This is a genomic window from Variovorax sp. UC122_21, from assembly GCF_044056785.1.
Taxonomy (GTDB): Bacteria; Pseudomonadota; Gammaproteobacteria; order Burkholderiales; family Burkholderiaceae_C; genus Variovorax.
In genome coordinates, this window is sequence record NZ_CP172003.1 from 773,192 (window position 1) to 799,504 (window position 26,313).

Annotated in this window: 18 protein-coding genes and 2 pseudogenes; 13 read left to right on the forward strand and 7 right to left on the reverse strand. The window is 69.3% G+C overall.

Features of this window, described 5'->3' with window-relative positions; translation table 11 throughout:
* A complete protein-coding gene (locus tag ACHMXE_RS03990; RefSeq protein WP_395347430.1) occupies positions 1-1,080 on the reverse strand; it encodes an RNA methyltransferase in 1,080 nt (359 codons plus the stop codon).
* Between the two features lie 78 nt (positions 1,081-1,158).
* A pseudogene (locus ACHMXE_RS03995) lies at positions 1,159-3,689 on the reverse strand (excinuclease ABC subunit A); the annotation flags it as partial.
* A gap of 116 nt (positions 3,690-3,805) precedes the next feature.
* Here ACHMXE_RS03995 and ACHMXE_RS04000 point away from each other — a divergent pair.
* Positions 3,806-5,095, forward strand: a complete 1,290-nt coding sequence (locus tag ACHMXE_RS04000) for a phosphatidylserine/phosphatidylglycerophosphate/cardiolipin synthase family protein (protein WP_395346950.1) — start codon at positions 3,806-3,808, stop codon at positions 5,093-5,095.
* A gap of 15 nt (positions 5,096-5,110) precedes the next feature.
* On the opposite strand, the gene ACHMXE_RS04005 is transcribed toward ACHMXE_RS04000, so the two are convergent.
* Positions 5,111-6,469, reverse strand: coding sequence for an epoxide hydrolase family protein (locus tag ACHMXE_RS04005; RefSeq protein ID WP_395346951.1), 1,359 nt, complete (start codon positions 6,467-6,469; stop codon positions 5,111-5,113).
* 242 nt (positions 6,470-6,711) lie between these two features.
* Between ACHMXE_RS04005 and ACHMXE_RS04010 the strand changes: the two genes are divergently transcribed.
* The gene (locus tag ACHMXE_RS04010; RefSeq protein ID WP_395346952.1) at positions 6,712-8,190 is read left to right on the forward strand and encodes an amidase; all 1,479 of its coding nucleotides are present in this window, start codon (positions 6,712-6,714) and stop codon (positions 8,188-8,190) included.
* A 9-nt stretch (positions 8,191-8,199) separates the two neighbouring features.
* Here ACHMXE_RS04010 and ACHMXE_RS04015 read toward each other — a convergent pair whose 3' ends face one another.
* On the reverse strand, positions 8,200-8,871 hold the full coding sequence (locus tag ACHMXE_RS04015; RefSeq protein ID WP_203206655.1) for an HD domain-containing protein: 672 nt from the start codon (positions 8,869-8,871) through the stop codon (positions 8,200-8,202).
* Between the two features lie 273 nt (positions 8,872-9,144).
* Here ACHMXE_RS04015 and ACHMXE_RS04020 point away from each other — a divergent pair, with 273 nt between their 5' ends.
* The 4 genes from ACHMXE_RS04020 to ACHMXE_RS04035 all read left to right on the forward strand — a co-directional run bounded on the left by ACHMXE_RS04020 (position 9,145) and on the right by ACHMXE_RS04035 (position 13,474).
* Entirely contained in the window at positions 9,145-9,762 is a 618-nt protein-coding gene (locus ACHMXE_RS04020) for an amino acid synthesis family protein (protein ID WP_093346426.1), read from the forward strand.
* A gap of 92 nt (positions 9,763-9,854) precedes the next feature.
* The gene (locus tag ACHMXE_RS04025; protein WP_395346953.1) at positions 9,855-11,531 is read left to right on the forward strand and encodes an MFS transporter; all 1,677 of its coding nucleotides are present in this window, start codon (positions 9,855-9,857) and stop codon (positions 11,529-11,531) included.
* Positions 11,532-11,607: 76 nt separating this feature from the next.
* On the forward strand, positions 11,608-12,531 hold the full coding sequence (locus ACHMXE_RS04030) for a LysR family transcriptional regulator (RefSeq protein WP_296740905.1): 924 nt from the start codon (positions 11,608-11,610) through the stop codon (positions 12,529-12,531).
* Between the two features lie 43 nt (positions 12,532-12,574).
* Positions 12,575-13,474 (forward strand): dihydrodipicolinate synthase family protein, encoded by a 900-nt coding sequence (locus ACHMXE_RS04035; protein WP_395346954.1) that lies wholly within the window; start codon positions 12,575-12,577, stop codon positions 13,472-13,474.
* Between the two features lie 345 nt (positions 13,475-13,819).
* Here ACHMXE_RS04035 and ACHMXE_RS04040 read toward each other — a convergent pair.
* From ACHMXE_RS04040 to ACHMXE_RS04050, 3 genes and pseudogenes are all read right to left on the reverse strand, one after another.
* Positions 13,820-14,194, reverse strand: a pseudogene (locus tag ACHMXE_RS04040) (class I SAM-dependent methyltransferase); the annotation flags it as partial.
* Between the two features lie 34 nt (positions 14,195-14,228).
* On the reverse strand, positions 14,229-14,984 hold the full coding sequence (locus ACHMXE_RS04045; RefSeq protein WP_395346955.1) for an SDR family oxidoreductase: 756 nt from the start codon (positions 14,982-14,984) through the stop codon (positions 14,229-14,231).
* Positions 14,985-15,276: 292 nt separating this feature from the next.
* Complete coding sequence (locus ACHMXE_RS04050; protein WP_395346956.1) at positions 15,277-16,263, reverse strand: GlxA family transcriptional regulator; 987 nt, start codon at positions 16,261-16,263, stop codon at positions 15,277-15,279.
* A 153-nt stretch (positions 16,264-16,416) separates the two neighbouring features.
* Between ACHMXE_RS04050 and ACHMXE_RS04055 the strand changes: the two genes are divergently transcribed.
* The 7 genes from ACHMXE_RS04055 (at position 16,417) to ACHMXE_RS04085 (ending at position 26,308) form a co-directional block, all read left to right on the forward strand.
* Positions 16,417-17,352 carry an amidohydrolase family protein gene (locus ACHMXE_RS04055; RefSeq protein ID WP_395346957.1) on the forward strand — a complete coding sequence of 312 codons (936 nt, stop codon included), beginning with the start codon at positions 16,417-16,419 and terminating at the stop codon, positions 17,350-17,352.
* Positions 17,353-17,456: 104 nt separating this feature from the next.
* A complete protein-coding gene (locus ACHMXE_RS04060; protein WP_395346959.1) occupies positions 17,457-20,441 on the forward strand; it encodes a type VI secretion system Vgr family protein in 2,985 nt (994 codons plus the stop codon).
* Between the two features lie 32 nt (positions 20,442-20,473).
* Positions 20,474-23,122, forward strand: coding sequence for a DUF2169 domain-containing protein (locus ACHMXE_RS04065; RefSeq protein WP_395346960.1), 2,649 nt, complete (start codon positions 20,474-20,476; stop codon positions 23,120-23,122).
* On the forward strand, positions 23,119-24,171 hold the full coding sequence (locus ACHMXE_RS04070; RefSeq protein WP_395346962.1) for a pentapeptide repeat-containing protein: 1,053 nt from the start codon (positions 23,119-23,121) through the stop codon (positions 24,169-24,171). Before ACHMXE_RS04065 ends, ACHMXE_RS04070 begins: the two co-directional genes overlap by 4 nt.
* Positions 24,172-24,216: 45 nt before the next feature.
* The gene (locus ACHMXE_RS04075) at positions 24,217-24,846 is read left to right on the forward strand and encodes a DUF3540 domain-containing protein (protein WP_395346963.1); all 630 of its coding nucleotides are present in this window, start codon (positions 24,217-24,219) and stop codon (positions 24,844-24,846) included.
* A 7-nt stretch (positions 24,847-24,853) separates the two neighbouring features.
* A complete protein-coding gene (locus ACHMXE_RS04080; RefSeq protein WP_093346393.1) occupies positions 24,854-25,249 on the forward strand; it encodes a DUF4150 domain-containing protein in 396 nt (131 codons plus the stop codon).
* Between the two features lie 108 nt (positions 25,250-25,357).
* A complete protein-coding gene (locus ACHMXE_RS04085) occupies positions 25,358-26,308 on the forward strand; it encodes an AraC family transcriptional regulator (protein WP_395346964.1) in 951 nt (316 codons plus the stop codon).
* Positions 26,309-26,313: the final 5 nt, after the last annotated feature.

Sequence of the window (26,313 nt, forward strand, 5' to 3'; positions counted from 1 at the left end):
CTAGTCTTCCGGGCGACCCGAAGGCCGGCGCACGATGGACGCCGCATCCACGGTCACGGGCCGGGCGTGCCCCGCCACGCCGGCGCCCGTCGCCCGCGCCCGCAACTGCCCACACCCCCCATCCACATCCTGCCCCGCCGAATTCCGCAGCTTGGTCAGGATGCCGCGCTCGTGCAGGGTGCGCGCGATCTGCTGGCAGCGCGCCCAGGCCGGACGCTGGAAGTTCACGCCGTCGACCGCGTTGAACGGGATCATGTTGAGCACGCCGTACTTGCCCGACAGCAGCCGCACCAGCCCTTCGATCTCTTCCTCGCTGTCGTTGATGCCTTCGAGCAGCGTCCACTGATACTGGATCGGATAGCCGGTGGTGCGCGCATAGCGCTCGCCGGCCGCGACCAGTTCCTCGGGCGTGAGCCGCGGCGCGCGCGGCAGCAGCTTGCGGCGCAGTTCGTCGCGCGTGGTGTGCAGCGACAGCGCGAGCGCGGGCCGCACGCGTTCCTGCAGCAGCCGCTCGAACACGCGCGGATCGCCGACGGTGGAGAACACCAGGTTCTTGTGGCCGATGTTGCCGACCGTGCCGAGCAGCTCGATCGCCTCCATCACGTTGTCGAGGTTGTGGGCCGGCTCGCCCATGCCCATGAACACCACCTTGCGCACCGGCCGGCGCAGGCGCGCGAGCGCCACCTGGGCAATGATCTCGGCGCTGCCGACCTGGCGCAGCAGCCCCTCGCGCCCGGTCATGCAGAACTGGCAGCCGACCGCGCAGCCCACCTGCGAGGACACGCACAGCCCGTCGCGCGGCAGCAGCACGCTCTCGACGGTCTGGCCGTCGGCAAGCGCCACCAGCAACCGCTCCGAACCGTCGGCGCCCGGATGCACCGCATGCACGCGCGCCAGGCCCGCGAGCTCGGCCTCGATGGCCGGCAGCTCGGCCATCAATCCGGCCGGGAAGAAGCTGTGCGGCAACCGGCGGCCGCTGTCGCGCGGCAGCGCATGGGACCACAGCCGCAGCACGCGCTGCTCATGGCTGGGGCCCGCGCCTGCTTCGCGCAGTCGGCGTCGGATGTCGTGGATTCGCATGGGGGCTGGAACGGAAAGGCGGGCTCGCGCCGTGGCGCGGATCGGGGGCCCAGATTGTGCACCCGGGCCGCGCCCGGCTGAGCCCCACTGCCGCGCGAGGTACCTCGCCGTGGGCGTGCCGGCCTTCGCGACCTCGCGCGGCGTGCCCGCCGCCACCACGCGCCCGCCCTCGCCGCCCGCGCCCGGGCCCATGTCGATGACCCAGTCGCAGCGCGCCACCACGCGCATCTCGTGCTCGACCAGCACCACCGTGTTGCCCGCGTCGACGAGCTCGTCGAGCTGCGCCATCAGCCGGTCCACGTCCGACGGATGCAGCCCGGTGGTCGGCTCGTCGAGCACATAGAGCGCGTCGCCGCGCTGCGCGCGCTGCAGCTCAGTCGCCAGCTTGATGCGCTGGGCCTCGCCGCCCGACAGCTCGGTGGCCGGCTGCCCCAGGCGCAGGTAGCCCAGGCCGATCGCCGCGAGCAGGCGCAGCGGCCGCTCGATGGGTGCGTCGTCCTTGAAGAAGGCATGCGCCTCGTCCACCGTCATCGCGAGCACGTCGGCGATGCTCTTGCCGCGCAGCCGCACCTTCAGCGTCGCCGCGTCGAAGCGCGAGCCGCCGCATGTCGGGCACGGCGCGTAGACGCTGGGCATGAACAGCAGCTCGACGCTGACGAAGCCCTCGCCCTCGCAGGTCGGGCAGCGGCCCTTGGCGACGTTGAACGAGAACTGGCCGGCATCGAAGCGGCGCGCCTTCGCGGCGCGGGTCTGCGCGAACAGCTTGCGCACGTGGTCGAACAGCCCGGTGTAGGTCGCGAGGTTCGAACGCGGCGTGCGGCCGATCGGCTTCTGGTCGACCCGCACCAGCCGCCGGATCCGGGTCCAGGCCCTCGACGATGCGGCCCTGCGTCTCCTGGGCGAGCGAGGGCTCGCCCTCGCCCGGCTCGTCGTCGGCCGGAGCCTCGTGGCCCAGGTGGGCCGCCACCAGCTGCACCAGCGCCTGGCTCACGAGGCTGGACTTGCCCGACCCCGAGACGCCGGTGACCGCGGTCATCGCGCCGATCGGGAATGCGGCGTCGACCGCCTCGAGGTTGTTGCGCGTGACGCCTTCGAGCCGCAGCCAGCCCTGCGCCGAACGCGGCGGCCGGCCCGCATCGCCGGCGGCCTCGGGCGCGAACAGGTAGGCAGCCGTGCGGGAAGCCGCCACGTCGCGCAACCCGGCCGGCGGCCCGCTGTAGAGCACCTCGCCGCCCTTCTCGCCCGCGCCGGGCCCGACATCGACCAGCCAGTCGGCGCGGCGCATCAGGTCCAGGTCGGTGCTCGACCACGAACAGCGAGTTGCCCGCGCGCTTGAGCGCATCGAGCGCGTCGACCAGTGCCTCGGCGTCGGCCGGATGCAGGCCGGCCGAAGGCTCGTCGAGCACGTAGACCACGCCGAACAGCTTGGAACGGATCTGCGTCGCGAGCCGCAGCCGCTGCAGTTCGCCCGGCGACAGCGTGGGTGTTGCGCGATCGAGCGAGAGATAGCCCAGCCCCAGGCCGAGCAGCGTGTCGAGCCGCGCCAGCGCGTCCTGCGCGATGCGCTGCGCCACGATGCGCTTCTCGGCCGACGGCGCCACCTTGCCATGCGCCTCGCCGCGCGCCGCCGGCCGCAGCACCTGCGCCAGCGCGCCCAGCGTGAGGTGCGAGATCTGCCCGATGTCGAGCCCCGCGAAACGCACAGACAACGCCTCCGCCTTGAGTCGCTTGCCCTGGCAGGCCGGGCACGACGCGCCCGACATGAAGCGCGAGACGCGGTTCTTCATCAATGCGCTCTGCGTGGTGGCGAAGGTGTGGAGCACGTACTTGCGCGCGCCCATGAAGGTGCCCTGGTAGCTGGGCTCGAGCTTGCGGCGCAGCGCCGCGCGTGTCTCGGCCGGCGTGAAGCCCGCATAGACCGGTACCGTCGGCTGCTCCTCGGTGAACAGTATCCAGTCGCGCGTCTTCCTCGGCAGCGCGCGCCACGGCGTGTCGACATCGATGCCCAGCGTGACGAGGATGTCGCGCAGGTTCTGCCCCTGCCAGGCCGAAGGCCACGCGGCCACCGCGCGCTCGCGGATCGTGAGGCTGTCGTCGGGCACCATCGCGCGCTCGGTCACCTCGAACACCCGGCCCAGACCGTGGCAGACGGGACAGGCACCCTGCGGCGTGTTGGGCGAGAAGTCCTCCGCATGCAGCATGGCCTGGCGCGCCGGATAGTCGCCCGCGCGCGAATAGAGCATGCGCAGCAGGTTCGACAGCGTGGTCACGCTGCCCACCGAGGAGCGCGCACCCGGCGTGCCGCGCTGCTGCTGCAGCGCCACGGCCGGCGGCAGCCCGTCGATCGAATCGACCGCCGGCACGCCGACCTGATCGATCAGCCGCCGCGCATAGGGCGCCACCGATTCGAGGTAGCGCCGCTGCGCCTCGGCATACAGCGTGCCGAAGGCCAGCGAGGACTTGCCGGAACCCGAGATGCCGCTGAAGACCACGAGGGCATCGCGCGGGATGTCGACGTCGACGTTGCGCAGGTTGTGCTCGCGCGCGCCGCGCACGCTGACGAAGCGGTGGGAGGCCGGATCGGCCGGAGGTCTGGGTTGTTGGGGCATGGTGTTCGCAGTGGCTGGCGCCGCAGGCCGATATTGATGGCAGACATCGCAGCGGCGCCTTGCAGGACAAGGGCGCGAACTCGATTCGGCGCGGGCAAAGGCCGGCACGATAAGGCATGCCCGTACCCGCCCCCCGCAAGCCCTGGAAAGCCATCGCCTGGACCTTCGTCCTGACGCTGGCCGCCACCCTGCTCGTGCTCAACCTCACGAGCGGCGAGAAGAAGCTCGACGAACAGGTGCGCCGCGAATACGCGCTGCACGATCCCCAGTACCAGCGCGCGCTCGGCGCCCTGCTCGGCCCGCCGATCACCGACGGCAACCGCTTCGAGGCCTTCCAGAACGGCGACAAGATCTTTCCGCCGATGCTCGCGGCGATCCGCTCGGCGAAGCAAAGCATCACCTTCGAGACCTACATCTACTGGTCGGGCGACATCGGCCGCGCCTTCGCCGATGCGCTGTCGGAGCGCGCGCGCGCCGGCGTCAAGGTGCATGTGCTGCTCGACTGGGTCGGCAGCGCGAAGGTCGATGCGGACTTCATCCGCGAGATGGAGACATCGGGCGTGGAGATCCGCAAGTTCCACAAGCCGAGCTGGTACGACATCGCGCGCATGAACAACCGCACCCACCGCAAGCTGCTGGTGGTCGACGGGCGCATCGGCTTCACGGGCGGCGTCGGCATCGCACCCGAATGGACCGGCAATGCGCAGGACCCAACGCACTGGCGCGACTCGCACTACAAGGTCGAGGGCCCGGTGGTGGCGCAGATGCAGGCGGTCTTCATGGACAACTGGATCAAGGTCTCGGGCGACGTGTTCCATGGCGAGCGCTACTTCCCGCCGCTGCCGCCCGTGGGCAACGGCCGCGCGCAGATATTCAGCAGCTCGCCTTCGGGCGGCAGCGAGAGCATGCACCTGATGTACCTGCTCTCGATCGCCGCGGCCACGAAGACCATCGACCTCTCGAGCGCCTACTTCGTGCCCGACGATCTCACCGTGGGCGCGCTGGTCGCGGCCCTGCATCGCGGCGTGCGGGTGCGCATCGTCACGCCGGGGCCGATCATCGATTCGCAGACCGTGCGCCGCGCCTCGCGCGCCGCCTGGGGGCCGCTGCTCGAGGCCGGCGCCCAGATCAGCGAGTACCAGCCGACCATGTACCACTGCAAGGTCTTCCTGGTCGACGGCCTGCTGGTGTCGGTGGGTTCGACCAACTTCGACAACCGCTCGTTCCGGCTCAACGACGAGGCCAACCTCAACATCTACGACGAGGCCTTCGCCGCGGCGCAGACCGTGCAGTTCGAGGCCGACCTCGCGCAGTCGAAGCGGTTGAGCTACGAGGCCTGGAAGGAGCGGCCGCTGCTCGAGAAGGCGTGGGAGCATCTGGCGGCGGTGCTGTCGCCGCAGCTTTGAGCGGCCGGCTCCCCGTCAACCGCGCAGCGACCTGAACGCCGCGCGCAACTCCGCGCTGAACAGCGCCGGCTGCTCCCAGGCGGCGAAGTGCCCGCCCTTGTCGACCTCGTTGAAGTAGATGAGGTTGTGGTACGCCGCCTCGACCCATTGGCGCGGCGCGCGGTAGATCTCGCCCGGGAACACGGTCACCGCGGCCGGGATCGAGATGTCGACGGCGTTGAAGTTGTTGGCGTTGTTCTCCCAGTAGAGCTGCGCGCTCGAGGTGGCGGTCTTGGTGACCCAATAGAGCGTGATGTCGTCGAGCATCTCGTCGCGCGTGAGCGACTTCTCGGCGTCGCCGCCGCTGTAGGTCCACTCGGTGAACTTGTCGTAGAAGAAGGCGGCCAGGCCCGCGGGCGAGTCCTCGAGCGCATAGCCCAGGGTCTGGGGCCGAGTCACCATCAGCGCGGCATAGCCGCCGCCCTTCCTGTAGAGGAAGTTCAGCGCATCGAAGGCCGCCTTCTCCTTGTCGTCGAGGCCGGCGGGCGCGGGGTCGCCGTTGTTGAGCGCCCGCGCCACCTGCGGCGGCACGCTGGCCGGCATGTTGACGTGGATGCCGAGCAGGCCCGGCAGCTTCTGGCGCGCCATGCTGTCCGAGATGACCGAGCCCCAGTCGCCGCCCTGCGACACGTAGCGCGGGTAGCCCAGCCGCTTCATCAGCACGTCCCAGGCGCGGCCGATGCGGTCGGGGCCCCAGCCAGTGCTGCGCGGCTTGGCCGAGAAGCCGTAGCCGGGCATCGAGGGCAGCACGAGGTGGAAGGCATCCTCGGCGCGGCCGCCATGGGCGGTGGGGTTGACGAGCGGGTCGATGGTCTTGAGCAGCTCCATCACCGAGCCAGGCCAACCATGGGTCATGACCAGCGGCAGCGCATCGGGATGGCGCGATTTCACGTGGATGAAATGGATGTCGAGGCCGTCGATCTCGGTGATGAACTGCGGCAGGGCATTGAGCCGCGCCTCGGCCTTGCGCCAGTCGTAGCCGCTGCCCCAGTACTGCACCAGCGGCTGCAGTTTTTCGAGCCGCACGCCTTGCGACAGGTCCGTCACGGTCTCGCGGTCGGGCCAGCGCGTGGCCTTCACGCGGCGGCGCAGGTCGGCCAGCACGGCCTCGGGCACGTGGACGCGGAACGGGCGTACGGCCGTGTCGCCCGTGGGCGCGCGCGGCGTCGGCGGATAGGCCGCGGCCGCTTGCGCATCGGCCCCGGGACTGCCGGCCGCCCGTGCCAGCTCGGTGCCCGAGAGCAGGCTGAAGCCTGCGGCGCCGGCCACGGCGGAGGTGGCGAAGAAGCCGCGGCGGGTGGCCCGGCTCGCGGTCTTGTCGGTGGTCTTGTGCATGGGATGTTCCTCTGGATTGGATGAAGTCGCGTGGCCCCTGTCCCGGGGCTAGAGCGCATTCTTCGAGCGCCACGCCGCGGCGCCGCGGATCGCGTATGCCCGTGTATCCGCGCGAAAAACCCACACACTACGTTGCATGCGCAGCCCAATACACGACTGGCGCGCGGGCACACCGCGTCTTCGCTAGAGTGGGCGCACACGGGGCCCACGCCCCCTTTTTCTTTTCTCGACAGGAGCGACGGATGACTTTGGCAATGAGCTGGCAGGCATGGAGCGAACAGGACGGCGTGGGGCTCGCCGCGCTGGTGCGCAGCGGGCAGGTCACGCCGGCCGAGCTCGCGGCCCAGGCCAGCGCCGCCATCGCGCTCACCAACCCTGCGCTGAGCGCGGTGGTCGAGGTCTTCGACGACGTGGTGGCCGATCCGCTGGCCGACGGCATGAACCCCGCGGGCGCGTTCGCGGGCGTGCCCTACCTGATGAAGGACCTGGGCCCGACCATGAAGGGCCGGCTGCAGGAGATGGGCTCGCTGCTGATGAAGGGCCAGCGCGCCGCCGCCGACACCCACCTGACGCAGCAGATCCGCAAGGCCGGGCTCAACATCATCGGGCGCACCACCACGCCCGAATTCGGCGTCTGCAGCTCGGCCGAGAACCCGGCCGTCTACGTCACGCGCAATCCCTGGAACCTCGACTACACGACCTGCGGCTCCTCGGCCGGCACGGGCGCGGCGGTGGCTGCCGGCGTGCTGCCGCTGTCGCACGCCACCGACGGCGGCGGCTCGATCCGCATTCCCGCGGGCGTGAACGGCAACATCGGCCTCAAGCCCTCGCGCGGCGTGTTCTCGATCGCGCCGGCGCTGTCGGACCTCACGGGCCTGGTGTCGATCCAGGGCTGCCACAGCCGCACGGTGCGCGACACCGCGGCCTTCGTCGACCACTGCCGCGGCGGCGCGCCCGGCGAGTTCATGCCCTACTGGAAGGCCGACGAGCCCTACACGCAGCTGATCGAGCGCGACCCGAAGCCGCTGCGCATCGCGATGTCGCACGAGTGGGGCGACTTCCGCGCCACGCCGCACATCGCGGCCGAGCTCGAGCGCGTGGGGCGTTTCCTCGAGGGCCTGGGCCACCACGTCGAATGGGCGCTGCCCGCGGTCGACATCCGCGCCGCCTTCGCGGCCCAGACCACCTGCTACATCAGCAACTTCGCGCAGACCATCGAGGGCTTTCTCGCGCGCTTCGGCCTCGAGCAGCCGCCGGCCGACCTGATCGAGCCGATCAACATCAAGATCTGGGAGGCCGGGCGCGACATCTCCTATGCCGAGCGCTTCAGGATGCAGACGGTGTTCAACACCACCGCGCGCGGCTTCGGCGCCTTCTTCGAGGAGTGGGACATCATCCTCACCCCGATCACCGCGCTGCCCACGCCGCGCGTGGGCACCACCGAATACCTCACGCTCAGCGACAACCCCTCGGTGCTCGACTGGTTCGACAACCTCTGGCAGAACTTCGCCTACACGCCGCTGGCCAACCTGTGCGGCATTCCGGGCATCTCGCTGCCGCTGGCCTTCAACGAACATGGCCTGCCGCTGGGCATGCAGCTGCAGGCGAAGCAGGCCGACGACGGCCTGCTGCTGCAGCTCAGCGCGCAGATCGAGCGCGCGATCGGCGGCCGCTGGAACGATGGCCGCCGGCCCGGCGTGCACGTGGCCACGGCGAGCTAGAAAACCAGCTCAGTGCCGGCAGCCCGGCACGCCGCAGGCGCCGTCGTTCCACGACGAGCCGAGGATCATTCCGCAGAAGTTGAGCCGCTTGTACGTGGGGTCCTTGAGCGCGAGCACGTCGGCCTTGACGTTGCCGAAGGTGGTCTCGGGCTTGAAGCGCGTGCCCTTGGCGAAGGCGTCGATGATGCCTTCCTTGAAGTCGGCCTCGCGGGGATGCGCGCGCACCACCGCCTCGCGCTGCTCCGTCGGGAAGGCGTCGTAGGCCAGGCCCAGCACGTCCATCTCGACGCCCGCCGTGACCAGCGCCACCACCGGCTTCTTGTGCTGCGGAATGCCCGGCGTGGTGTGCAGCGCGATCGCATCCCACACCTGCTCGACCTCGGGCTCGGCGATGCCGTGGCGCACCAGGAAATCGCGCGCGGCATTGGCGCCGTCGACCTCGAAGCGCTCGGTCCTGCTGCTGTAGGGCGCCACCAGGCCCATGTCGTGGAACATCGCGCCGATGTAGAGCAGCTCGGGGTCGTAGGCCAGGCCGCGGCGCTCGCCCGTCAGCGCGCCGAACAGGAACACGCGCCGCGAGTGGTTGAACAGCAGCGCGGTCTCGGTGTCGCGCACCAGCTCGGTGGCCTCGCGCGCCATCTGGCTGTCGGGGATGCGGATGCCGGCAATGGATTCGTTCATGGGTTCTCCGGGGATGAGGGTTGGCGAAAGTGCGAACCCAGTGTCCGGCGCGCCGGCGCCCCGTGCGCATGCCCGAGGGGGCAGGGACTGCCAGATCGGGTGCGCTTCCTGCCAACGCGCGTCGGCGCCCACCGCCAGGCCCAAAACGCAAGCCCGCTTGCGTTTCTTGCAAACTGACAGAAGGGCCTCGCGAACCTAATCTCCGTCCGCCACTTCAGCCCCTGCGACGCAGGGACCAGGCGATTCAGCCACATCCACAGGACGGAGACCCCCATGAGCCCATCAACGCTCGAGACCATTCGACAGATCTTCGTGTTCGAGAGGAACACGCTCGCCGAGGGCGGCCGCGCCGCCGCCGCGCCTTCGCGCCACGTGGTCGCCGCCGCGATCTTCAAGAACCCCTGCGCCGGTCGCGGCGCCGCGACCGATGCCGAGCTGGCCGACCTGGCACAGCGCTCGGTCGAGATCGGCACGCTGCTGACCGAACGCGCGCTCTCGCACTTCGCGGGCGAGGAGAAGCCGCGCGCCTACGGCAAGGCCGCGCTGGTCGGCACGGCCGGCGAGTCGGAACACGGCGCGGCGCTGATCCATCCGCGCCTGGGCCTGGCCATGCGCACCGGCCTGGGCGCGGGCCCCGCGCTGATTCCGGGCAATGCCAAGGTGTCGACGGCCGGCGGCTCGGTCGACCTGCTGTTCGGCGGCGCCGACGACGCCTGGGACTACGACGCCATGGACGGCATCACCCTCGCGATTCCCGGCGCGCCCGGCCCCGACGAGCTGGTGCTGTTCGTCGGCTTCGGCACCGTGCGCATCAATGCGCGCGTGAAGGGCGCCAGCGCCGAGCAGGTCGCCAAGGTGGTGGCCGACATCCGGGCACGCCGCCAGGCCTGAAGCGCCTACCACCGGCCACGCCACGTGGCCGGCCAGGGAGGAGCCCCACCGGGCGGCCTCCTCCCTCCAGAACCACAAGACAGGAGACAAGCATGGACATCCCCGCAACCCTGACGGGTGCGACGCATCGCGCGGAAGGCAGGAAGGTCATCGTGGCCTCTTCCGTGGGCGCCGTCATCGAGTACTACGACTTCTTCCTCTACGGCTCGCTTGCGACCATCATCGCGAAGCAGTTCTTCTCGGCGCTCGACCCCTCGGCCGCCTTCATCTTCGCGCTGCTCGCCTTCGCGGCGGGCTTCATCGTGCGGCCGCTCGGCGCCGTGCTGTTCGGGCGCCTGGGCGACATGATCGGGCGCAAGTACACCTTCATGATCACGCTGCTGCTGATCGGCATCTCGACCTTCTCGGTCGGCTTCCTGCCGAACTACGCGACCATCGGCGTGGCCGCGCCGATCATCCTGATCGTGCTGCGGCTGTGCCAGGGCCTGGCGCTCGGCGGCGAGTACGGCGGCGCCGCCACCTACGTGGCCGAGCACTCGCCACCGCACAAGCGCGGCGCCAGCACGGCATGGATCCAGACCACCGCGACGCTCGGCTTCCTGCTGTCGCTGGTCGTCATCCTCGGCGTGCGCAGCACCATGTCGCCCGAGCAGTTCGATGCCTGGGGCTGGCGCATCCCCTTCATCATCTCGCTGGGCCTGCTCGTGCTCTCGGTCTACATCCGGGTCTCGATGAAGGAGTCGCCGGTGTTCCTCAAGCTCAAGGCCGGCAACGGCATCAGCAAGGCGCCGGTGCGCGAGGCCTTCGGCGAATGGAAGAACCTGCGCATCGTGCTGATCTGCCTGTTCGGCCTGTGCGCCGGGCAGTCGATCGTCTGGTACACCTCGCAGTTCTACGCGCTGTTCTTCCTCACGCAGATCCTCAAGGTGGATCCGATCTACGCGAACACGCTGTTCGCGACCTCGCTGGTGCTGAGCATGCCGCTGTTCATCTTCTTCGGCGCGCTGTCGGACCGCATCGGCCGCAAGTGGCTGATCATGATCGGCATCCTGGTGGCCGCGCTGTCCTACGGCCCGCTGTTCAAGGCGCTCACGCACTATGCGAACCCGGCGCTGGAGCGCGCCCAGCAAAGCGCCTCGATCGTGCTGACGGCCGACCCGCGCGAATGCTCGTTCCAGGGCAACCCGATCGCGCGCGATGTCGACTTCCGGACCTCCTGCGACATCGCCAAGCGCGTGCTGGCGCAGAGCGCGGCCAGCTACGAGGTCAAGGACGCGGCCGCCGGCGAACTGGCGACCGTGACCATCGGCGACCGCGCCATCGCCTCGGTGCAGGGACGGCTGGTCGCGAACGGCAACGCCTTCGAGCCCGCCAGCAAGGCCGAGATCGACGGCTTCCGCGCGCGGATCGGCGCCGCGCTCCAGGGTGCGGGCTATCCCACGACGGCCGACCGCGCGGGCATCGACTCGCCGATGGTGGTGCTGATCCTGCTGGTCTTCATGGGCTTCGTGGCCATCACCTACGGGCCGCTCGCGGCGCTGCTGGTGGAGATGTTCCCCGCGCGCATCCGCTACACCTCGATGTCGCTGCCCTATCACATCGGCGCCGGCTGGTTCGGCGGATTGCTGCCGACCATCTCGTTCGCGCTCGTGGCCGAGCACGGGAACATCTATGCCGGCCTCGCCTATCCGGTCGCGGGTGCGCTCATGACCTTCGTGATCGGCGCGATCTGGCTGCGCGACACCAAGGAGACCCGGGCCGCGGCCTGAACCGCAAGCTTGCACCGATGGCGCCCGGGCCCACGCTGGACTAATGTCTTCGCTCCTTCGCTCAGCCTTCAATGCCATGGCCACCAAGCACCTGCCCCTGGATCAACTCGGATGGGACCACCTGCGCGCATTGCTCGAAGTCGCGCGCGGCGGTGCGCTCGCGCCCGCCGCGCGCAAGCTCGGCGTCGACCAGTCGACCATCAGCCGCCGCCTCGCGCAGGTGGAGTACAGCTCGGGCGGCACGCTGTTCCGGCGCGACCGCAAGGGCATCGTCCTGACCCCGTTCGGGCGGGAAGTGTTCACGAGGGTGGAGAAGATGGAAACGGCCTTGCACGAAATCCAGGGACTGACCGCCGACCGCTTCGGGCAGAACGCCGGCACCGTCTCCATCGCAACGATGGAAGGCGTGGGCGCGATGCTGATCTCGCGCGCGGTCAGGAAGCTGCACGAGCGCTTCGCGGCGATCGAGATCCAGCTCGCCACCACCTCGAACTACGTGGACATCGCGCGCCGCGAGTCCGACATCTTCGTGAGCTTCTTCGAGCCGCCGCCGAAGTCGCTGCACACGCAGAAGGTGGCCGACGTGCATTTCCATCTCTATGCCAGCGCCTCCTATCTGGCGGGCCGCGAGATCGCGCGGCCCGAGGACCTGGCGCAGGACTTCTTCATCGGCTACATCGACGACCCCATCTACCTGCCCTCGGCGCGCTGGCTCGAGGAGTTCGTCGATGCGCCGCGCATCGGCTTCCGCGCGACCAGCATGTTCTCGCAGCTGTTCGCGGCGCAGGAGGGCCTGGGCGTGGTGCTGCTGCCTTCCTATGCCGAGGCCGAGTCCTTCGGGCTGATCCGGTTGCTGCCCGATCGCTCCGCGCGCGTGCCGCTGTTCATCAGCGTGCAGTACGACCTGCAGTACCTGCCCCACATCCGGGCGGTCTTCGACCTGCTCGCGCAACTCATGGCCGAGAAGCTCGCGGCACAGCAGCCGGCGGCTTCGGCCTGACACCTATCGCTTTCTTTCATCCACCCTTTGCTCATTCACTCTCATGAACAAGAAAATCCTCGGCATCGTCTCTTATCCCATCACCGCCTTCGACGAGCGCAGCGGCGCCGTCGACATCGAGGCCAGCCGCCGCGTGGTCGAGCGGCTGGTGCTCTCGGGCTCCCATGCCATCGCACCGCTCGGCAGCACCGGCGAAAGCGCCTACCTGTCCGACGAGGAGTGGGATGCCGTGGCCGAGGCGTCGATCGCGCAGGTGGCGAAGCGCCTGCCGGTGATCGTCGGCATCTCGGACCTCACGACCCGCAACGCGGTGCGCAAGGCCAGGTTCGCCGAAGCAGCGGGCGCCGACGCGGTCATGGTGCTGCCCGTGTCCTACTGGAAGCTCGGCGAGGCCGAGATCTTTCGCCACTACCAGAGCATCGCCGACGCGATCGGCCTGCCGGTCATGCTCTACAACAACCCCGCGACCAGCGGCGTCGACATGCAGCCCGAGCTGATCGTGCGGATCGTGCGGGACATCGCGAACGTCACGATGGTCAAGGAGAGCACGGGCGACATCCAGCGCATGCACCGCATCCGGCAACTGTCGAACGGCGAGATCCCGTTCTTCAACGGCAGCAATCCACTGGCGCTCGAAGCCTTCGCGGCCGGTGCCGTGGGCTGGTGCACGGCGGCGCCCAACATCATTCCGAGCTGGCCCGTCGCGCTCCACGACGCCTGCCTGTCGGGCGACATGGAGGCGGCACGCACGATCTTCTACGGGCAGCTCGAGGTGCTGCAGTTCATCCTCAAGGGCGGGCTGCCGACGACCGTGAAGGCGGGGCTGCGGCTGCGGGGATTCGAGGCGGGGGTGCCGCGGCTGCCGCTGCAAGGGCTCGACGAGGCTTCGGTTGCGCAGCTGCAGCGTTTGCTCAGGGAACTGGATTCGCGAACGATCGCCTGACAAGGTGTGAAGAAACCGTAGCGAGCGGCCGGTCGCCGTCACGCGTAGGCGACCCCACCCCCTGAACGTGAACCCCACGTAGAAGAGCTGCACCCCGCTGAACCCCGCCTCGCGCAGGATCGCCTCGTCCTGCGCCGGCGACAAAATCGCCAGTTCCTTCTGCACCTTCTCGCTCGTGGCCGCCGCCTGCTTCGGATCGGACCCCGATGACACGAGGAAAGCCGCGTAGCGTTTCATCCACGTCTCGCGCTGGCCCTCGCCGTCCTCCACGCTGAGGTGCGCGACCACGAAGGGCGCGCCCGGCTTCAGGCGGCGATGGATCTCGCGCGCCGTCGGCAGGCGCTGGTCGGGCGGCACGAAATGGAAGGTCAGCAGGCAGGTCGCGCCATCGAAGAGGCCTTCGGGCGCGTCCTGCACATAGCCTTCGTGCAGGGCCACGCGCGACTTCAAAGGGCCGAGCCGCTGGGCCGCGAGATCGAGCATCGGCGCGCTCGGGTCGACGCCGTCGATGCGCCAACCGGGGTTGGCGAGCGCGAGGTCCTCGAGCTCGAGGCCGCCACCGGCGCCGACGACCAGCACGCGGCCTTCCGCAGGCACGCGCTCGGCCAGCAGGATGCGCGTCATCGGCAGCAGGCCGCTGTGGCCGGGCACGTTGCGCTTCGGGCCCTCCGCGTATTTGGCCACCGCGTCGGAGCTGTTGAATGCACTGTGAGAGTTCATCCAACGATGATGGCATGGCGCCCTGGCGCGCGCTTCAGCAGGGGTTCAGCGACGCGAAGACGGCCTCGTAGCGGCCATCGCGCTCGGCCCAGCGGCGCGCATGGTCGCGCTCGAGCATCAGCTCGCCGTTCGGATGGTCGCCGCGCTCCAGCTGTCGCATCACCTCCGCCACGTAAGCGCCCACGGGCATGGCGCGCGGGTCCGAGGCCTGCGCGCTGCCCGTGAGTTCGGTCTGCACATAGGGCGGCGCGAGTTCGAGCACCTCGACCGGGACCGCGCGAAGCTGGTGGCGCAGCGACTGCAGCCACGAGTGCAGGAAGGCCTTGCTCGCGCAGTAGACCGGGAAGTCCGCGCGCGGCACGAAGGCCAGCGCCGAGCCGGTCGCGATGAAGCTCGCGTCGGGCCGGCCCTTGAGCAGCGGCAGGAACGCCGCCGCGGTGCGCAGCACGCCGAGGATGTTGGTCTGCACCATCGCTTCGGCATCGGTGGCGGTCCAGGCGTCGGTGCGCATGTCTTCCGCGCGCGAGATGCCGGCATTGGCGATCAGCACGTTGAGCTCGGGAAAGCGTTCGCGCACCTCCTGCGCGACGCGTGACAGCGAAGCGGGATCGTCGAGGTCGAGCCGCAGGCCGAACAGGCCGGGACGGCCGGCCGTGACCTCGTCGAGCAGGGCCTGGCGCCTGCCGGTGACGATGACGCGGTTGCCGCGCCGGTGCAGGGCCTCGGCGAGCGCGCGGCCGATGCCGCTGGTGCCGCCCGTCACGAGGATGGTGTTGCCGGTGGTTTTCATGATGGCTGTCTTTCGATGGGTTGGGGTCATGGAGAAAGCCATGGCAACCCTCGCAACGCTCTTCGCGAACGGGCGCGAAAAGACCCTGTGCCGGCCGCGCGATGCAATGCAGCGCAGGAAGGCGAACAGGACGAACGAAAGGAAGAGGGAGGGCATACCGTGGCGTCTTTGCATCGAGATCTCCCTGCTGGGAACCACTCGACAAAGGACGCGTTGGATGACGGTAACGCCTACGGCAGCGCGCCGCTAAGGCGACTGCGGGCCGGATTGTCGACGCGCCGGCGCGCCGCCGTCAACCCCCGGGCGACGACGCGAGCCGCGTGGTGCCGAAGTTCGCGCGGTACTGCTGCGGCGTGACGCCCAGGCGGCGCAGGAACACCGCGCGCATGCGGTGCGCGTCGTGGAAGCCGCAGGCGAAGGCCACGGTCTTCATCGGTGCCTGGCCGCTCTCGAGCATCACGCGCGCCGCGTCGAGCCTCGCGCTCTCGACGAATTCGGCCGGCGTGAGCTTCGCGTCGCGCGCGAAGGTGCGCGCGAAGCTGCGCTCGCTCATGTGCGCGACCCGCGCCAGCACCGCCACCGTGAGTTCGTCGCCGAGGTGCGCCATCACGTACTGCTGCACCTGCGCGACCGGCGAGGCCGGCTCGAGCTGCGGCGTGAGGAAGGGACTGAACTGCGACTGCCCGCCCGCGCGCTGCGTGAACACCACGAGCCGCCGGGCCACGTGCAGCGCCACCTCGCTGCCGTGGTGCTGCGCGAGCAGATGCAGCGACAGGTCGATGCCCGCCGTGACGCCGGCCGAGGTGTAGAGCTTGCCGTCCTGGTTGAAGAGCCGGTTCGATTCGACGCGCGCGCTCGGGCACAGGCTGGCCAGCGCCGCCGCGTCGTTCCAGTGCGTGGTGACGGTGCGGCCATTGAGCAGGCCGGCACGCGCGAGGATGAAGGCGCCGCTGCAGATCGAACCGAAGCTCGCGGCCCGCGCGCTCGCGGCCTCGAGCCAGCGGTACAGCGCCGGATCGAAATGCTGCCGCACCAGCGCCGGGCCGCCGGCCACCAGCAGCAGGTCGAAGGCATCGTCGACCTCGGCATAGTGGCGGTGCGCCTGCAGCGAGAGGCCGTTCGAGCAGGGCATGGTGCCGTGCTCCACGCCGATGGTCTCGAGCCGGTAGTGGTCCTCGCTCGGCAGGAAGCGGTTGGCTTCCGAGAACACGTCCATCGGGCCGCTGACGTCGAGCGACTGGACGCCGGAGAAAACGAGCAGGGCGACGGTGCGGTGCATGGCAGCGGAGGAATCGGACGGGATCGGTCCGGGATTCTGGCGCACCCCGGGATCCGCGGGTTGAAAAACGCCGGGCCTCGTTCGTCTTGAAGAACTTCGAGTCGAGGAACATCTTCCCTGGGGAAATTCCTCCTTGCCGCACGAGGAAACCCCATGGATCGGACCGATCGACAACGACTGCCCCACCGGGCGCGCATGCTCTGGCTGCACGCCATCCTGCTGTGGGCCGCGACCCTGCCCGCCTGGCCGCAGATTCCGCCAACGCCGCCCGCGACGTTGATCCCCTTCGCCGACGCGCACGTGCACCTCAACGACCTCGCGATGCAGCTCGCGCTGATGGACCGCTGGGGCGCGACGCATGCCGTGGTGTCCTGGGGCGCGCGCAGCAGCAACGAATCGGTGGCCGAGGCCGCGCGGCGCCATCCCGACCGGCTGATCCCCTTCGCCTCGATCTCGCCCGAGCGCAGCATCTATCGCCCGGCCTGGAACGTCGACGATCCGGTACTGCTCGCGCAGCTCGACGCGCTGCTGGCCACCGGGCTCTACAAGGGCATCGGCGAGATCTCGGTTGCGCATTTCCCGGCTTCGGGCTTTGCGGAAACCGACTACAGCCCGACCGGCGCGATCATGACCGGCATCATGGTGCTCGCGCGCAAGTACAGGCTGCCGGTGATGGTGCACGTGGAGATCACGCGCATGGCCGAGCTGCAGCAGATGCTCGAGCGCTTCCCCGACGTGCCGGTGATCTGGGCCCATGGCGGCTACACGCCGCTGTTTCTCGCGCGGCGGTTGCTCGAGCGACATCCGAACCTGCACTACGAACTCAGCGCGCGCACCTGGCCGCGCCATCCGCGCTCGCCCGACTACACCGTGCTGCGCGACGGCCAGAACGTCTGGCCCGAATGGCTCGCGCTGATCGAGGCGCAACCGCACCGCTTCCTGATCGGCACCGACGCAAGCCACCGCTCGGCCGACACCGACACGATGAAGTTCGCGAGCGTCCAGAACTTCCTGGTCCAGCTCAGTCCCGATGCACGCACGCTGGTGGCGCGCGGCAACCTGCTACGGCTGGTGGGCATGGGCCCCTGAAGCGAACGGCCGCGGAATTCGCGGCCATCGCAGGACGCACGGCCATCCATTCGAGTGGCGCGACCATCGCGCCACGCTCGCCGATTTCGAACAATGGATGTCCCATGCACACGCACGACATCCGCATCGACACCGACTCCCCGGTCGCCAACGACCTCATGTTCTGGAGCCTCATCGGTCACGAGGGCTTTTCGCGCGCCGCGGCCTACGAGCTCACGGTCCTGTCGAAGAACGGGCATGTGCAACCCAAGGACGTCCTCGGCCGCGCCTTCGACATCGGCATCGACTTCATCGACGCCCATGAACTCCCCCATACCCGCCACTGCCACGGGCATGCCGTGCGCTTCCTGCGCGAAGGCCGCACCGGGCGCTACCACCGCTATCGCATCACGCTGCGCTCCTGGTTCTGGCTGCTGACCAAGCGGCGCAACTCGCGCATCTTCCAGGACAAGCCGGTGCTCGATGTGCTCAACGCGGTGTTCGAGGACAGCCCGGCGCGGCGCATCCGCAAGACCACTGCCGACGGCGTGATCGGCGCGCACGAACCGCACCGCTACTGCGTGCAGTTCCAGGAGAGCGACCACGATTTTCTCTCGCGGCTGCTCGAGGCCGAGGGCATCTATTACTGGTTCGACGCGCACGACGAGCCGGGTCGGCTGCAGCTCGCCGACACCAGCTTCGTCGCGCACGAGCGCCTGCCGGCCACGCCGGTGCTGCACTACACCGGCGTCGCGGGCGAGGCGCGCTTCAACGAGATCACGCGCTGGATCTCCACGCAGCGGCTGGACACCGGCAAGCATGCGGCGCGCGACAGCGACTTCAAGGCGATCCGCAAGAACATCGGTGCCACCATCGACACCGCCGACGAGCACGAGCTCGCGGACTTCGAGGACTTCGAATACCCGGGCGACTACTTCGACGTGGAGAAGGCCGAGGCCACGGCCAGGATCCGCGGCGAGGAACTGATCGCGCGCCGCGACCGCCACTGGGCCGTGACGTCCTGGCCCGACGTGGGCGTGGGCCGCAGCTTCGTGCTCGAGGGCGATGCGCCCGAACTGGCGCGCGGCGAACACCTGATCGGCGCCTGCAGCTTCGTCGTCACCCATCCGGGCTACGAAGGCGCCGACGACGAGCGCACGCGCAAATGGCATGCCGAGCGGCTGTGCGGCCTGATCGCGGACGACCCGGTCAACGACGGCATGGACGGGGTGCTCGACGAACTGATCCGCACCGAACGCACGCTGCACGATGCCCAGCGCGGCGTCTGCGTGTTCTTCCTCACCGTGCTGCCGATGCAGCTGCCGTTCCGCCCGCCGCGCCTCACGCCGCGCGTGACCATGCCCGGCCCGCAGACCGCGATCGTGGTCGGCCCCGAAGGCGACGAGCTGCACGTGGACGAGCATGGCCGCGTGAAGGTGCACTTCCACTGGGACCGCTACGACGAGCGCAACGAGAAGTCGACCTGCTGGGTGCGCGTGTCGCAGCCCTGGGCCGGCAAGGGCTGGGGCGGCTACTTCGCGCCGCGCATCGGTCAGGAGGTGATCGTCGACTTCCTCAACGGCGACCCCGACCGGCCCGTGATCGTGGGGCGGGTCTACAACGACGACCAGCCCATTCCCTACAAGTCGCCCACGCAGAGCGGCTTCCGCACGCGCTCCACGCCCGGCGGCGATGCGAGCAACTACAACGAGATCCAGTTCGAGGATCGCAAGGGGGAGGAGCTGTTGTCGGTGCATGCGGAGCGGGACATGCGGCGCAGCGTGGAGCGCGACGACACGACCGGCATCGGCCGCGATCAGTGGCTGCGCGTGGATCGCGACCAGCACACGCACGTGCACCGCGACCAGACCTTGCTGGTGGACCATGAGCGCAAGCTGCACATTCGCAAAAATGAATCGCATCAGGTCGACCTGACGCAGCGCACGAAGATCGGTGAAGAGCAGCATACGCACGTGGTGTCGAACCAGGTGACGCAAGTCGATGGCGAGCAATCGACGACGGTCAAGGGAAATCTCTTCACCCACACGCAGGCTTCGCGACAAGACCTGACCGATGGCGACGAGAAGCGACAGGTCAAGGGCAACCAGACGATCGTGGTCGACGGCAACCTCGGCTACAAGGCCACCAACATGACCTTCGAGGCGAAGCACATCGACTTCAAGGTGACGGGATCGAACTCGATGGTGCTGGAGTCGCCGAAAGGGCCCTACACGATCATGGCCAACAAGTTCACGCTGATGAGCAACACGGACGCCTCGATCATCGCAGTGGGCAAGATCAACCAGACTTCGATCGAGAGCAACACCACCGTGTACGGCTCGAACAGCAGTGGCTACATCGGGAGTGCGAGCGATACCACGATCGGATTGGCGCGCAGCACGACCATGGGCGCGGTCATGGAAGCGACGGCAGGCATCGTATTGAGCAATACCGCCGGCGCCGTCATCGAAGGATTTCTCGGCGTGAAGATGTCTTCGACGGTCGGGGCGAACTTCGAAAAAAATGCCATCAAGATGTTCCTTCCCGTCGGCAGCGCCGACGCCGGACCGAAGGACGTCGTTCTGGGCCAGGTCGGTACTGCCGCCGCGGTGGTGGGAGTCATGAGCAGCGGCATCTGGGGAGGCCTCATATCCGGTGGTTCCGGCGTTGGGGAACTCGAGCGGCAGATGTTCGACGCACGCGTGGAACTCCGGGAGGCAGCGATCGAAGCCGCGAAGGCAGGTCACCCCGGGCTGGCGGCGCGGCTTCGGCGAATGGCGAAACCCTGGGCCAGCGTCGATCCGCTCACGGAAGGCGACGCGCCCACCAGCACGCTGTCGACGCGAGGCGACGCGTTCACCGATGACTACGAGCGTTTCAGGGTCACGCCTCGCGCGACCGGCGAAGAACCCAGGCGGAAAGACATCAATTTCGACGAGGGCTTGTCGCTCGAAGACATGGACATGCTCGACGCCCAGGAGGCGCGTGAAGCCGATCAGCGCGCTGCAGAGGCGGCGGATCCATTGCAGAGTTTTCCCGAGGACCCGACGACCTCTCAACCGCCCGACGATTGTTCCAGCGGACCCGACGATCAATCCTCATCGCGGTAGATCACAACCGATTCGTACCGGCTCATCGGACCATGCACATCATCAAGCCCCAATCCCTGGGCCTGTCCTTCCGCCCCATGGAGTTCCGCCACCGCTTCGGCCTCAGCGTCTCCGGCTACCTCCATGTCCCCTTCGCCCAGGCCGAGCGCGGTACGCTCTGGGCCGAGCAATCGATGTGGGACTTCCTGGCCAAGGAGATGGCGTCGCCCGTCATCGACGAAGGCATCGCGAAGCTGCATCCCGAATTCCTGGTCCATGGCCATGCCTACGCGCCCGCGGTGGACACGCGCGCCGTCGCGGTGCGCGCACGCATCGGCCAGCGGGAGAAGACCGTGCTGGTCTTCGGCGAGCGTCGATGGGAAGGGCGCGACCCCACGGCGCCGTTGCCGTTCTCGAAGATTCCGCTCGACTGGGCCCATGCCTATGGCGGCCCCGATCACCCGGCGAATCCGCGGGGCAAGGGCCGCGCGGTGCTCGAAGGCATTCGCGCCCTGCCGCACCTCGAACTGCCGCACGATCGCCTGCTCGAGATCGACCAGGCCATCGCGCCGGCGGCCTTCGGTCCGCTCGATCTGACGCATCCGCAGCGCACGGCCTGGCGCGGCACCTACGACGAGGACTGGCTCACACGGCATGCGCCCGGGTTCGCGCCCGATACCGATTGGCGCTTCTTCAATCTCGCGAGCCAGGATCAATGGTTCGATGCACCGCTGAAGGGCGACGAGGACTTCGCCTTCGATCACATGCATCCCGACCGGCCCTACGTCGCGGGTCGCCTGCCGGGCCTGCGCGTGCGTGTGTTCGCGGGCCGCGCGCCGGACCAGGGAAGCGGCGAGCCCGCGACGCTCGACGAGATCCCGATGCAGCTCACCACCGTCTGGTGCTTTCCGCATGCCGAACGGCTGGTGCTGGTCTTTCACGGGCTGGCGCAGACCACGCGCGACGATGCCTGCGACATCACGCGCCTGCTCGGCGCGGTCGAGCGCATCGACGAGCCGCGCGATCCGCAGCACTACCTCGACACGCTGAACAAGCGCGCCACCGGCAGGCATGCCGCGCTCCATGCGCTCGACGACAGCGCGCTGCTGCCGCCGGGCATCGACACCGCCGACCCTGCCACCGAAGCCGCGCAGGCCGCGCTGCGCCCCGACGGGCTTCAGGAGGACGCGCAGTACCGCCGCGCCGCGATCGACGTCGAGATGGCACGGGACCAGGTGCGCACCCAGGGCAAGGATCCCGATGCGCTGGGACTTCGGCTGCCGCCGCGCCAGCAGCCGCCCAAACCCGAGGAGATGCCCGCCTTCATCGAACGCACGATCAAGGACATGGAGGCCCAGGAGTGGGCCGCCCTGGAGGACACGGTCACGTTGCTCGAGAACGCCAGGGAATTCGCGCAGAAACACCGGGTCGACCTGAAGCAGGCGCAGCACCGCGGGCCGCCGCGGTTCAGCGCGCGTGACGAACTCGCGCGCCTCGAATCGGCCCATGCCGGCGCCGGCAAGGCCTTCGACCGCAATGCCTTCGTGCCCCGGCTGCAGCAGGCGGAAGCCGTTGCGCGTTCGAACTACCTGCAATCGGCGCATCACCAGCCGCCAATGGATCCGCTGCCGGCGGAGCAGGCGGCCGAACGCCGGCGCGAGCTGCAATGGATGCTGGCGCACGGCTTCCGGCGCTGGCTGGGCTTCGACCTGACCGGCGTCGACCTGTCGAACCTCGACCTGCGCGGCGTCGACATGACGGGTTCCTGGCTCGAGAGCGCGAACCTCACGAACGCCAACCTGACGGGCGCGGTGCTGCGCCTGTGCGTCCTCTCGCACGCCTGCCTCGAAGGTGCGGTGGCCATCGAGGCGCAGCTCCAGGGCAGCAACCTCGGCGGCGCGCGGCTCGCGAACGCGGTGTTCGACCGCGCCGACCTCACGGGCGCGCAGCTCGGCGGCACGGCGCTTGCCGCCACGCAGTTGCGCGAGGCCGTCATCGACAACCTGCAATCGATGGACACCAGCTGGGGACCGGCCGACTGGAGCGGCGCGCGCGGTGCCGGCCTGCTGTTCCACAAGCTCGACCTGCGGGGCCTGGTGCTCGATGGCGCGCGGCTGGCCGGCTGCCAGTTTCTCGAATGCCGCCTCGAGGGCCTGAGCGCGCGCGATGCGGTCTTCACGGGCAGCACCTTCGTCGGATGCCGCCTCGACGACGCCCGCCTCGCGGGTGCGAACCTGTCCGGTGCCACCTTCGTGCAGTCCTGCGTGCTGCGCGGCGCGGACCTGTCGGACGCCCGGCTCGACGGCGCCAATCTGGCGGACTGCGATCTGGGCGCGGCCCGGCTCACGAGCGCCGTGCTCGACGGCGCCCACCTCGCGGGCGCCTGCTTCGAGCACTGCGATGCCGAACTCCTCAGCGCGCGCGGCGCGATGCTCTCGCGTTCGCGCTGGGCCGGTGCCAGGCTCTCGGGCGCGAACCTGCGCGAGGCGATCCTGCAGCATGCCGACCTGCGCGGCTGCGACCTGCGCAACGCCAACCTGTTCGGGGCCGACCTGTCGCGCATTCAGCTCGACGCCGACGCCCGCTTCGACGGGGCCTTGTTGACGCGCGCACGAACCTATCCGCGACTGACGCCCGAGCAGCAGGCGGCGGCCGCGCGTCAGGCGCACGCACGCGCACAGGCCCTGGAGCAGCCCGCATGAACGCCACGCTGCTGGGCATCGCGATCCTGTTCGGCGAGACCCTGGAGGGCAAGGACTTCCGCAAGGGCGCCTATGCGGGCGCCCGCGTGGCGGGCGGTGTCTTCTCGCGCAGCCAGCTGAACGAGGCGGACCTGCGTGGCGCCGATGCGCGCGAATGCGTGTTCGATCGCTGCGACCTGCGCGGCGTGCTGTTCGGCGGCGCCAACCTGCGCCGCACGGTCTTCAACCAGTGCGAGATCGACCATGCGGACTTTCGCGACGCCAACCTGCAGGGCGCCGTGTTCTCCGAATGCCGCGCGACGCATGCCCAGCTCTCGGGTGCCGCGCTCGCGATGGCCACCTTCACGCGCTGCACGCTCGACCATGCGGGCATGGCGGGCGCGGGACTGCAGTCGAGCAGCTTCAGCAGCTGCAGCCTGGTCGACGTGAACGCCGACGACACGCACTGGGAGCATGCGGCGATGATCGAATGCGATGCGTCGCGGCTGACCTGGGAGCGCGCGACGCTGCGGCGGGTCACCTTCCACAGGACCGGCCTGGAGCGCAAGTCGTTCCGCGGGCTCGCGCTCGAGGCCTGCCAGTTCAACGAGGCGCGCCTCTCGGGTGCCGACTTCCGCGAGGTCGCGCTCGCGCAGTGCAACTTCATGCACGCTCGACTCGACGACGCCGACTTCACGCGCGTCCGCGCGCCCCAGGCGATCTTCTGCGGCGCGTCCGGCAGCGGCGTCCTTTTCGCCGGGGCCCATCTGTCGCAGGCCCTGTTCACCGGCGCCACGCTGCCGGGCGCGCGCTTCGATGCCGCCAACCTGCACCAGTGCCATTTCGCCGACGCGCGACTGCAGCGCGCGTCGCTGCGCGATGCCGACCTGAGCCATGCAGACTTCAGCGGCGCCGACCTCTGCGGCGTGGATGCACGCGGCGCGACGCTCTTGCGCGCGATGCTGCATGGCGCCCGCACAGACGATGCGCAACTGTCCGACCGGGCGCGCGCCATCGAGATCGACGAAGACCGCGCGCGGGCCGATGCCTGGCGGCCGGTCGCGGCCTGAACGCACCCTCCCCACCGCCAAGAAGAAGACGAAAGCACGGACACCATGTCGAACCTGCCGGCGCTCGAGCGCCTCGCCCCTTCCACCCGCGCCGAGGCCTTCGTGGCGATCGTCACCGCCGCGCTGCCCGACGGCTGGACCGTGGCCGATGCCGGTGCGAGCCATCGGGCGCGACGCGCCGCCAGCTGCCTGCTGCGCCCCGAGGTCGGCGACAGCGTCGCCTGCATGCGCGTGGCGATCGGCGAATGGTGGATCACCGCGGTGCTCGACCGCGCGGAGGGCACGCCGCAGACCTGGCATTGCGACGGGCCGGCGCGGCTCGAAGTCGGCGGCGGACTCGCGATCGCGGGCGCGGATGTGCGCATCGACAGCCCGCGCCTCGCGGTCCGCTCGCGCAGCGTCGAGTTCACGGCCGACGAGACGCTGTTCGTCGGCGAGCGCATGAGCCTCATGAGCCGACAGGTGCGGTTCGTCGGCGCCATGCTCCACAGCGTGTTCGACCGGGTCAGCCATTTCAGCCGCAGCTACCTGCGGCGCACCGAGGGACTGGACCGCGTCCATGCGGAACACCTCGAGCAGGAGGCCGACACCTTGCTGCGCATCAGCTCGGAACACACGCTGATCGACGGCGAGAAGCTGGTCAAGGCGCGCGGCGGCCAGATCCACTTCGGGTGAGGCCGCGATGTTCTCGAACTGCCAGCTCATGGGCACCGACATGGCCTTTCCCGACGTCTGCATGACGCCGGCCGCGCCGTCGCCGATCCCGGTGCCCTACCCCAACATCGCGATGGGACCGATGGCCATACCGAACTGCCCGACCGTGCTGATCATGGGCGGCCCGGTCCACAACATGGCCACCACCATCCCCATGACCAACGGCGACAACGCGGGCGTGCTGCTCGGCGTGGCCTCGGGCACGGTGATGGGGCCGAGCCGCCATACGACCGGGTCCACCACCGTTCTCTACCACGGCATGCCCGCCACCCGCCTCACCAGCACTACCATGCAGAACAGCACCAACGCCATGGGCGCGCGCATCGCTCCGAGCCAGACGCTGGTGCTGATCCTCGCACCCTAAGGCCTATCGCCAATGGCCAACGCGGCAAGGGGCGCCTTAGGACCTCCGGCGGAGTGTCAAAGCGGCGTGCGATCACTAGCATGCGCTGTTTTCCGATCTCTCCCCGGCATGTCGAAGACCTTCAAGCGCGGGCACCGCCACGCGAACCCGCACGAGACCGCGCCCGACACCGAACGGCTCATCGCACGCCTGTGGTTCGAGCCGATGCTGAGCTTCCAGTACCGCTGCGCGAAGAACGACGCGGTCGAGGTCCGCAGCCGCTCGCATGCGCCGCTGTACGTGTTCTGCGACGACGGCTGGCGCGTGCGGACGGCCGACGGGGTTCATCTCGCGAACAAGGGCGACATCCTGTTCCTGCCGCGCGGCGGCGCGCACCTCGTGTTTCGCGACGAACAGGTCGTGCCGCGCGGCATCGAGGACCTGGTTCGCGCGGGCTTTCGCAACCGCCACGGTGTCTATGCGGTGGGCTCCGAGCACGACGCGCTCGTTGCGGGCAGCTTCTTCGAGACCAGTGCCCTGATGGAACACCCGCTGATGGCGCTGCTGCCCGAGGTGGTGCGTTGCAAGGCCGGCGAAGGCGCCGGGGATGCGCGCGTGGTCGACTGGGTGCGCTGGATCTCCGACCTCGACGCCGGCAATGCGATGGCGATGGGGCCTTCGATCAACGGCATCCTGCGCATGCTGCTGTCGCGCCACTTCGCCGATCCGGCCCATGCGGTGGGACTGGAGGCTGCGCCCGGACGCCGCGATCGCCAGCTCTCGACGGCCGTGCTTGCGATGCACGAACATCCGGCGCGCAACTGGACCGTCGATGCGCTGGCGGCGCTGTGCCACCTGAGCCGCAGCGCCTTCGCTTCGCGCTTCAGCCAGCAGTTCGGACTGCCGCCGCTGCGCTATCTCTTCCGCACGCGCATGCGCATCGCCGCGCGGCTGCTGAAGGAACAGCGGCTCACGCTCGACCAGGTGGCGCAGCAGGTGGGCTACTCGAACGGGCTTGCGCTCTCGCGCTCGTTCAAGCGCGCCACCGGCATGCGGCCGCGCGGCCAGGCGCAGTCCTGACGAGG

What these genes read in the sequence shown, in the direction of transcription:
- ACHMXE_RS04060 (WP_395346959.1), top strand. Translation starts at nt 17,457, where the DNA reads ATGCACACGCACGACATCCGCATCGACACCGACTCCCCGGTCGCCAAC.
- ACHMXE_RS04005 (WP_395346951.1), bottom strand. Translation starts at nt 6,469, where the DNA reads ATGCACAAGACCACCGACAAGACCGCGAGCCGGGCCACCCGCCGCGGC.
- ACHMXE_RS04075 (WP_395346963.1), top strand. Translation starts at nt 24,217, where the DNA reads ATGTCGAACCTGCCGGCGCTCGAGCGCCTCGCCCCTTCCACCCGCGCC.
- ACHMXE_RS04050 (WP_395346956.1), bottom strand. Translation starts at nt 16,263, where the DNA reads ATGCACCGCACCGTCGCCCTGCTCGTTTTCTCCGGCGTCCAGTCGCTC.
- ACHMXE_RS04020 (WP_093346426.1), top strand. Translation starts at nt 9,145, where the DNA reads ATGAGCCCATCAACGCTCGAGACCATTCGACAGATCTTCGTGTTCGAG.
- ACHMXE_RS03990 (WP_395347430.1), bottom strand. Translation starts at nt 1,080, where the DNA reads ATGCGAATCCACGACATCCGACGCCGACTGCGCGAAGCAGGCGCGGGC.
- ACHMXE_RS04085 (WP_395346964.1), top strand. Translation starts at nt 25,358, where the DNA reads ATGTCGAAGACCTTCAAGCGCGGGCACCGCCACGCGAACCCGCACGAG.
- ACHMXE_RS04000 (WP_395346950.1), top strand. Translation starts at nt 3,806, where the DNA reads ATGCCCGTACCCGCCCCCCGCAAGCCCTGGAAAGCCATCGCCTGGACC.
- ACHMXE_RS04070 (WP_395346962.1), top strand. Translation starts at nt 23,119, where the DNA reads ATGAACGCCACGCTGCTGGGCATCGCGATCCTGTTCGGCGAGACCCTG.
- ACHMXE_RS04080 (WP_093346393.1), top strand. Translation starts at nt 24,854, where the DNA reads ATGTTCTCGAACTGCCAGCTCATGGGCACCGACATGGCCTTTCCCGAC.
- ACHMXE_RS04015 (WP_203206655.1), bottom strand. Translation starts at nt 8,871, where the DNA reads ATGAACGAATCCATTGCCGGCATCCGCATCCCCGACAGCCAGATGGCG.
- ACHMXE_RS04035 (WP_395346954.1), top strand. Translation starts at nt 12,575, where the DNA reads ATGAACAAGAAAATCCTCGGCATCGTCTCTTATCCCATCACCGCCTTC.
- ACHMXE_RS04055 (WP_395346957.1), top strand. Translation starts at nt 16,417, where the DNA reads ATGGATCGGACCGATCGACAACGACTGCCCCACCGGGCGCGCATGCTC.
- ACHMXE_RS04025 (WP_395346953.1), top strand. Translation starts at nt 9,855, where the DNA reads ATGGACATCCCCGCAACCCTGACGGGTGCGACGCATCGCGCGGAAGGC.
- ACHMXE_RS04065 (WP_395346960.1), top strand. Translation starts at nt 20,474, where the DNA reads ATGCACATCATCAAGCCCCAATCCCTGGGCCTGTCCTTCCGCCCCATG.
- ACHMXE_RS04030 (WP_296740905.1), top strand. Translation starts at nt 11,608, where the DNA reads ATGGCCACCAAGCACCTGCCCCTGGATCAACTCGGATGGGACCACCTG.
- ACHMXE_RS04010 (WP_395346952.1), top strand. Translation starts at nt 6,712, where the DNA reads ATGACTTTGGCAATGAGCTGGCAGGCATGGAGCGAACAGGACGGCGTG.
- ACHMXE_RS04045 (WP_395346955.1), bottom strand. Translation starts at nt 14,984, where the DNA reads ATGAAAACCACCGGCAACACCATCCTCGTGACGGGCGGCACCAGCGGC.